Consider the following 5,726-nt stretch of genomic DNA (forward strand, 5'->3'; position numbering starts at 1 on the left):
GCTCAGCTGGTTCCCCTGCCCCAACGGCATCGGCAAGACCGTCCGCGCCATCCTCCCCGGCGCCAAGGAGACCAGATGACGAACGGCCGGCGCAGGTGGCGCAGCCTCGGGCTCGAACTCGGCGGGTTCACCGCACCGCCGGTACCCGAGAACGACGACGAAGAAGAGGAAGACGTGCTGACCGTCGCCGACATCCGGGCCCTGGACCGGCCCCCGGGACGTCCGGGGCCGTCCCGGGGGCCGGTCCAGGGCCCGGATGTCGGCGACGGTCAGCACGTCTTCCTCTTCTTCGTCGTCGTTCTCGGGTACCGGCGGTGCGGTGAACCCGCCGAGTTCGAGCCCGAGGCTGCGCCACCTGCGCCGGCCGTTCGTCATCTGGTCTCCTTGGCGCCGGGGAGGATGGCGCGGACGGTCTTGCCGATGCCGTTGGGGCAGGGGAACCAGCTGAGCTGGACGTCGAGGCGGGCGAGGCGGCGCATGCCCCGGCCGCTTGCGGCCTGCCGTTCGTGGTCGAAGCGGGGGAAGCGCGGGTTGTGGTCGGTGACGTCGAGGATCAGGTCGCCGTTCTCGGTCACCGCCGCGCGCATCAGCAGGTGGCACTGCGGGGGGACGGTGCGGGGCAGGCCGTGGTGGACGGCGTTGGCGGTGAGGTGGGCGGCGACTTCGCCGGCGCGCAGGTCGGGTCCGGTCCAGCCGAGGGCGGTACACACGTTCCGTGCCCAGTCCCGGCCCGCCGCCACCGCGGCGAGGTCGCCGGGGAGTTCGGCCTGGAGGCTGTCCACGACCGGCGTGCTGCCGTCCGGTCCGGGCCCGTCGCCCGGTGTGGTGTGCTGGCCGGACGGCAGTTGCGGCAGGGCCCGGTAGACCAGGCCGGCCAGGGACACGTCGCCGAGCCTGCGCCGTGTGTGCCGGACCAGGTACTCGACCTGGGGCAGCGACACCCCCATCGTGACGGCGTGGTCCCTGAGGGTGCGCCCTGTGGTGAGGGTGCGCAGCATGGCGAGGAGGTCGGCCGGCAGCGGGCCGGGGTCGTCGGGCTCGGGGAGGTCGAGGCAGCCACGGGTGTACGCGCGGTAGACCAGCTGAGGCTGCCGTCCCTTCATTGACTCGTCGGGAAGGCCCAGTTTCTGTGCGGCTGTGGACCACAGGGGGCCCAGGCCGGCGTGGGGGACGGGCAGGTGCTCCAGGGCGAGCCGGGCCCGGATCTCCCGGCAGCGCAAGCCCTCTGCGGCCAGGGCGACGGCCCGCCGCTGTGAGGGCGTGAGGTCGGGGGCGGTCACCGGGCCTCCTCCCGCACCGGGTCGGTGGAGGGTGCCAGGCCGTACTGCCACGCCTTCGTGATGACGTGCGCGGGCGACCTCGCTCCCAGCACCTTCTCCAGTTCCCTGAGTTCTGCGAGCGCCTGGCGGGGCGTGCGGTCCAGCGTGGCGGCGATCTCTTCGACGGTCAGGCCCTGGGCCAGCAGTGGGATCAGGCCGCGCTGGCGGTGGGTGAGGCGGACGCGGTCGGTGAGGAGGGCGGGCCGGGGCAGGAGCCCGGTGGTGTAGGCGGTGTTCACGGCCGCCGGGCGCGCCGAACTCCCGCTGCCCGCGCCGGTCCTGCGCAGGACGTGCGTCAGGTGGAAGCGGGCCGTGTTCACCGTGATGCCGAGGTCCTGCGCCATCGTCTTCGGCGTCCCGCCGTCGGCAAGGAGCCGCAGCACCTGCAAGGGCCTGCGGTTCAGGCCTTCCGACGTCCGGCCTCCCCGGGGCGCGAACCGGGTTCCCGCCTCCTTCAGGGCGCGGTGGACGAACCCGTAGGAGCGTCCGCACTCGTCCATCAGGGCCCGTATCGAGACCGTGCCGGCGTCGTACTTGCGTTTCAGCTCCGCCCCGCACGCCTTTCTCACCTCGTCGGAGAGCGCGATACGCGGAGGAGGCCACTTGAATTGCGTCACGTCAGCCGTTCGTTTCTGTGAAGGACCGGCACGCGGGAAACATCCACGCGCCGAGGAACAATCAGGAGGGGGATGGCCCCGCCGCCGCGCCCTCCACGGGGGAGGTTGAGCGGCCCGGCGGCGGGGCCCGGGGAACCCGTGCACGGCGGAGGGGAATCTCCACGGGGGGTGCCGTGCGCGGGACGTCAGGCGTGGGCCAGCCAGCGGCGTCGTTCGACGTCGGTGACCTCACGCTCCTGGTGGTCGAGTTCGAGTTCGGCGAGGTGGGCGTAGTGCTCGACGACCGCGGGACCGAACGCCTCATGGGCGAGGTCGCTGTCTCCGAATTCGGCGAGCGCGTCGGCCAGGGTGGCGGGAACCTGAAGGCCGTCCACCGTCTGGTGGGTGTTGCCGGTCTGCGGTGGGCCGGGGGCGAGTTCGTGCTCGATGCCGTGGTCGATGGAGGCGAGGACGGCGGCGAGGGCGAGGTAGGGGTTGGCGTCCGCGCCCGGCACCCGTACTTCCAGGCGGAGCCCTCGGCGTTCGCTGCCGATGACGCGGACGGCGCAGGTGCGGTTGTCGTACCCCCAGGTGAACGCGGTCGGCGCGAACGAACCCGGCGTGAAGCGTTTGTAGGAGTTGGTGTTCGGTGCCCAGAAAGGTGCGAGCTGGGGCAGGCCGGCCAGCAGCCCGGCGACGGCGTGCCGACCGGTCCCGGTGAGGCGGCCGTCGAGTCCGGCCAGGGTGTTGGTGGGGCCGGACCACAGGGAGACGTGCAGGTGCATCCCGTTGGCGAGACCGGTCTCGGGGGCCGCCATGAACGTCGGGGCGAGCCCGGTGCGCGCGCCGATCGTGCGGACGGCGTGCTTGAACAGCAGGTGCCCGTCGCAGGCGTCCCGGGCGAGACCGTAGCGGAAGGTCACCTCGGTCTGGCCGGGCCCGGCCTCCGTCTTGACCGCCTCCACCGGTAACCCCGCGCCCTTCAGGCCCCGATGGAGGCGGCGAAGGAACCGGTCCAGGCGCGGGTTGTGGTCGAGGGCGTAGTCGAGGTTGCCCGCCTGCACCGGGTGCAGAGCATGCGCGAGCGTGTCGTGGGTGTCCTGGTAGAGGGAGAACTCCGTCTCGATGCCCACCATGGGATACAGGCCGTGCCGCCCGAGCCGGGAAAGCTGGCGGCGCAGGATCTCCCGGGGCGCGACCTGAACCGGCGCCCCCTCGTGGGTGACCGCGTCACCGAGAACGAGGGCCGTGCGCTGCATCCACGGCGTCACCCGGATCGTCGTCAGGTCCGGCCGCACCGAGAGGTCCTGGTAGCCGCTCGCCCACGAGGTCAGGGCGAACCCGTCCGCCGGGGTCATGGCGATGTCGGTGGCCAGGACGTACGCGCACATCTCCGCGGTGCGCTGCGCGACCCGCTTGAGGAAGTACCCCGCGTCGTACCGCTTCCCCTTCAGCCGGCCCAGGAGATCGGGGACGGCCAGCAGTACCGTGTCGATCTCCCCGTCCATGATCCGCGCACGCAGGGCGGCCAGCGGGAGAGCCTGCGCGACCTGCCGCTCCTCCACGGAGGCGTGCAGCTCCTCCGGGTTCTCCACGGTCGCCATTCAGACCACCTCGCCCTCGAACGCGGCAGCCGAACCGTCCCGCACCGGGACCTTGTACGCACTGCCCTGGCGGTGCCACCACGCCCAGGCCAGCAGGAGGACGACGGCCAGCGCGACGGGCGCGTAGTTGAAGGTGTCGACGGAGATGGGGTTGGTCTGGGGGAGGCAGAACAGGACGGTCACGAATACCACCCACACCACCGCGACCACGCCGACGATCACGCCCCAGCTCCCGAGGTTCCATGGTCCGGGGCGGAAGCGGTCGCGGTTCTTGACGCGCAGGTAGATGGGGATGGCGTAGGCGGGGGTGATGCCGATGACGTTGATGCTGGTGATCGCCGCGTACGCGACCGGGCTGTAGAGGCTGGGCAGGGCGAGGAGTGCGGCGCAGACGACGGCCAGCAGGACGGCTTTGCGCGGGGTGCCGGTCCGGGCGTCGACCTGCCGCCACTGGGCGGAGCCGGGGAGGGCGCCGTCGCGGGAGAACGCGAACACCATCCGGCTCGCCGCGGCTGTCTCCGCGTTGCCGCAGAACAACTGGGCCACGATCACGACCAGGAGCAGCAGCTTGGCCCCGGTGAGGCCGACCGCGTCGAGGAAGATCTGCGCCGGAGGAACCCCCGTCCCCGTTGCCACGGTGCCCGCGTAGTCCTGGATCGCGAAGGTCAGCCCCGCGAGGAGGACGAACCCGGCCAGCCACGACCAGCCGATCGCATGGATGATGCCGCGCGCCGCTGACACCTGTGCGTCGGTGGTCTCCTCGCTCAGGTGCGCGGAGGCGTCGTAGCCGCAGAACGTGTACTGCGCGAGCAGCAGTCCCAGGAACATGACGTAGACCGGGCTGGACCAGCCGGTGTTGTTGACGAACTCCCCGAACACGAAGGAAGCGGGCTGGTGGTGGGAGGGGACGACGGCGAGCGCGCCGACGATGACCAGGACGCCGACGGCGTGCCACCAGACGCTGATGCTGTTGAGGATGCTCACCAGCCTCACCCCGAAGAGGTTCAGGGTGAGGTGCAGGGCGAGGATGCACAGGAAGACCAGCATGATCTTCCCCGGCGTCGGTGTGATCCCCCACTGGAGGTTGAGGAACGCGCCGGTGAACAGGGCGGCGCCGTAGTCGATCCCGGCGATCGCCCCCAGCAGGCCCAGGAGGTTGAGCCAGCCGGCGACCCAGCCCCACTTCCGCCCGCCGAGCTGCTCCGCCTGGTAGTACAGGGCACCCGACGTCGGGTACGCGGAGGTGACCTCGGCGAGCCCGGAGCCGACGAACATCACCATCGCGCCCACCACGACCCAGCCCCACAACATCACCGCCGGGCCGCCGGTGATCAGGCCGAACCCGTACAGGGTCATGCACCCGGACAGCACGCTGATCACCGAGACGGAGATCGCGAAGTTCCCGAACGGCTTCATCCGCCGCGCGAGGACCGGCTGGTAACCCAGCTCCCGCAGGTACTCCTCGTCGGGTTTCCGGGGGACCGCGAGGCGGTCCGAACGCACACGAGCCACAGGTAAGCCTCCACAACACGCATCAGAGAGAAAATGGACAGGGCCATGCCATGCAGGGGCCGGGACGGGAGTCATGGACGGGCTCCGACCGCCGACCGTGATTCGGCGCGCGCCCGCAGGAGCAGGGCCTTGCCGGGGTCGGGCTGCGAGGAGCCGGTGTAGACCGACGCCCACGGCTCGTGGCACGCGTACGGCTCCAGCGCGCCGAACACCTCGGCCGCCTCCCGGGGCCGATCGCCGGCCCACAGCGCGTACGCGAGCAGACTCAGGTCCGCCACCGACCGCTCCACCACAGGGGTCGCGCGGAACCAGAGGTGGAAGGCGTCCAGCGTGCAGGAGAGCATCGACCCGTCGGCCCAGTAGAACCGCCACGCCCGGTCCGTCACCCCGCGCCGCCTGCGCTCCACATACGCGTACGCGGGAAGCAGCAACAGCGGCGACCCGACCGGCCGCTGGACGGTGACGTAGCGGCTGAAGTCGTGCACCGCCGCCAGCGACGACCAGATCCCGCACTCCCGCGCGAGCAGGAACTGCACCACCCGGTGATACGCCTCCCGGTTGAACCGATCCCGCCGCTCCACCTCGGCCAGCAGCCCCCACGGACCACTCGGAAACCCCTCACCCGACACCACCCGGTGCTCCTCGCGCACCTGCCCGGCGTCCAGCTGGGCCAGCGCGAGCAGACACCGGGTGGT

General features: G+C 71.5%; 5 protein-coding genes and 2 pseudogenes. All 7 read right to left on the reverse strand.

The annotated features are described in order from the left end of the window. Positions 1-375: hypothetical protein (locus tag AOK24_RS20850; RefSeq protein WP_159051938.1), on the reverse strand; the 375-nt coding region annotated here is incomplete at its 3' end. Next, the gene (locus AOK24_RS20855) at positions 372-1,280 is read right to left on the reverse strand and encodes an ATP-binding protein (RefSeq protein WP_055721580.1); all 909 of its coding nucleotides are present in this window, start codon (positions 1,278-1,280) and stop codon (positions 372-374) included. The genes AOK24_RS20850 and AOK24_RS20855, both read right to left, overlap by 4 nt. Further along, positions 1,277-1,723: a LuxR C-terminal-related transcriptional regulator gene (locus tag AOK24_RS50880; protein ID WP_410483232.1), complete on the reverse strand. Its 447-nt coding sequence runs from the start codon at positions 1,721-1,723 to the stop codon at positions 1,277-1,279. Before AOK24_RS50880 ends, AOK24_RS20855 begins: the two co-directional genes overlap by 4 nt. Before the next feature lie 9 nt (positions 1,724-1,732). Further along, positions 1,733-1,906, reverse strand: a pseudogene (locus tag AOK24_RS50885) (helix-turn-helix domain-containing protein); the annotation flags it as partial. A gap of 215 nt (positions 1,907-2,121) precedes the next feature. Next, a complete protein-coding gene (locus tag AOK24_RS20865) occupies positions 2,122-3,519 on the reverse strand; it encodes a glutamine synthetase family protein (RefSeq protein ID WP_055721582.1) in 1,398 nt (465 codons plus the stop codon). Further along, the gene (locus tag AOK24_RS20870) at positions 3,520-4,935 is read right to left on the reverse strand and encodes an amino acid permease (RefSeq protein WP_420876677.1); all 1,416 of its coding nucleotides are present in this window, start codon (positions 4,933-4,935) and stop codon (positions 3,520-3,522) included. A gap of 167 nt (positions 4,936-5,102) precedes the next feature. Next, positions 5,103-5,726 (reverse strand): annotated as a pseudogene (locus tag AOK24_RS20875) (hypothetical protein); the annotation flags it as partial.

Source organism: Streptomyces niveiscabiei (assembly GCF_001419795.1).
GTDB classification, from domain to species: Bacteria; Actinomycetota; Actinomycetes; order Streptomycetales; family Streptomycetaceae; genus Streptomyces; species Streptomyces niveiscabiei.

What these genes read in the sequence shown, in the direction of transcription:
- AOK24_RS20865 (WP_055721582.1), bottom strand. Translation starts at nt 3,519, where the DNA reads ATGGCGACCGTGGAGAACCCGGAGGAGCTGCACGCCTCCGTGGAGGAG.
- AOK24_RS20870 (WP_420876677.1), bottom strand. Translation starts at nt 4,935, where the DNA reads ATGAAGCCGTTCGGGAACTTCGCGATCTCCGTCTCGGTGATCAGCGTG.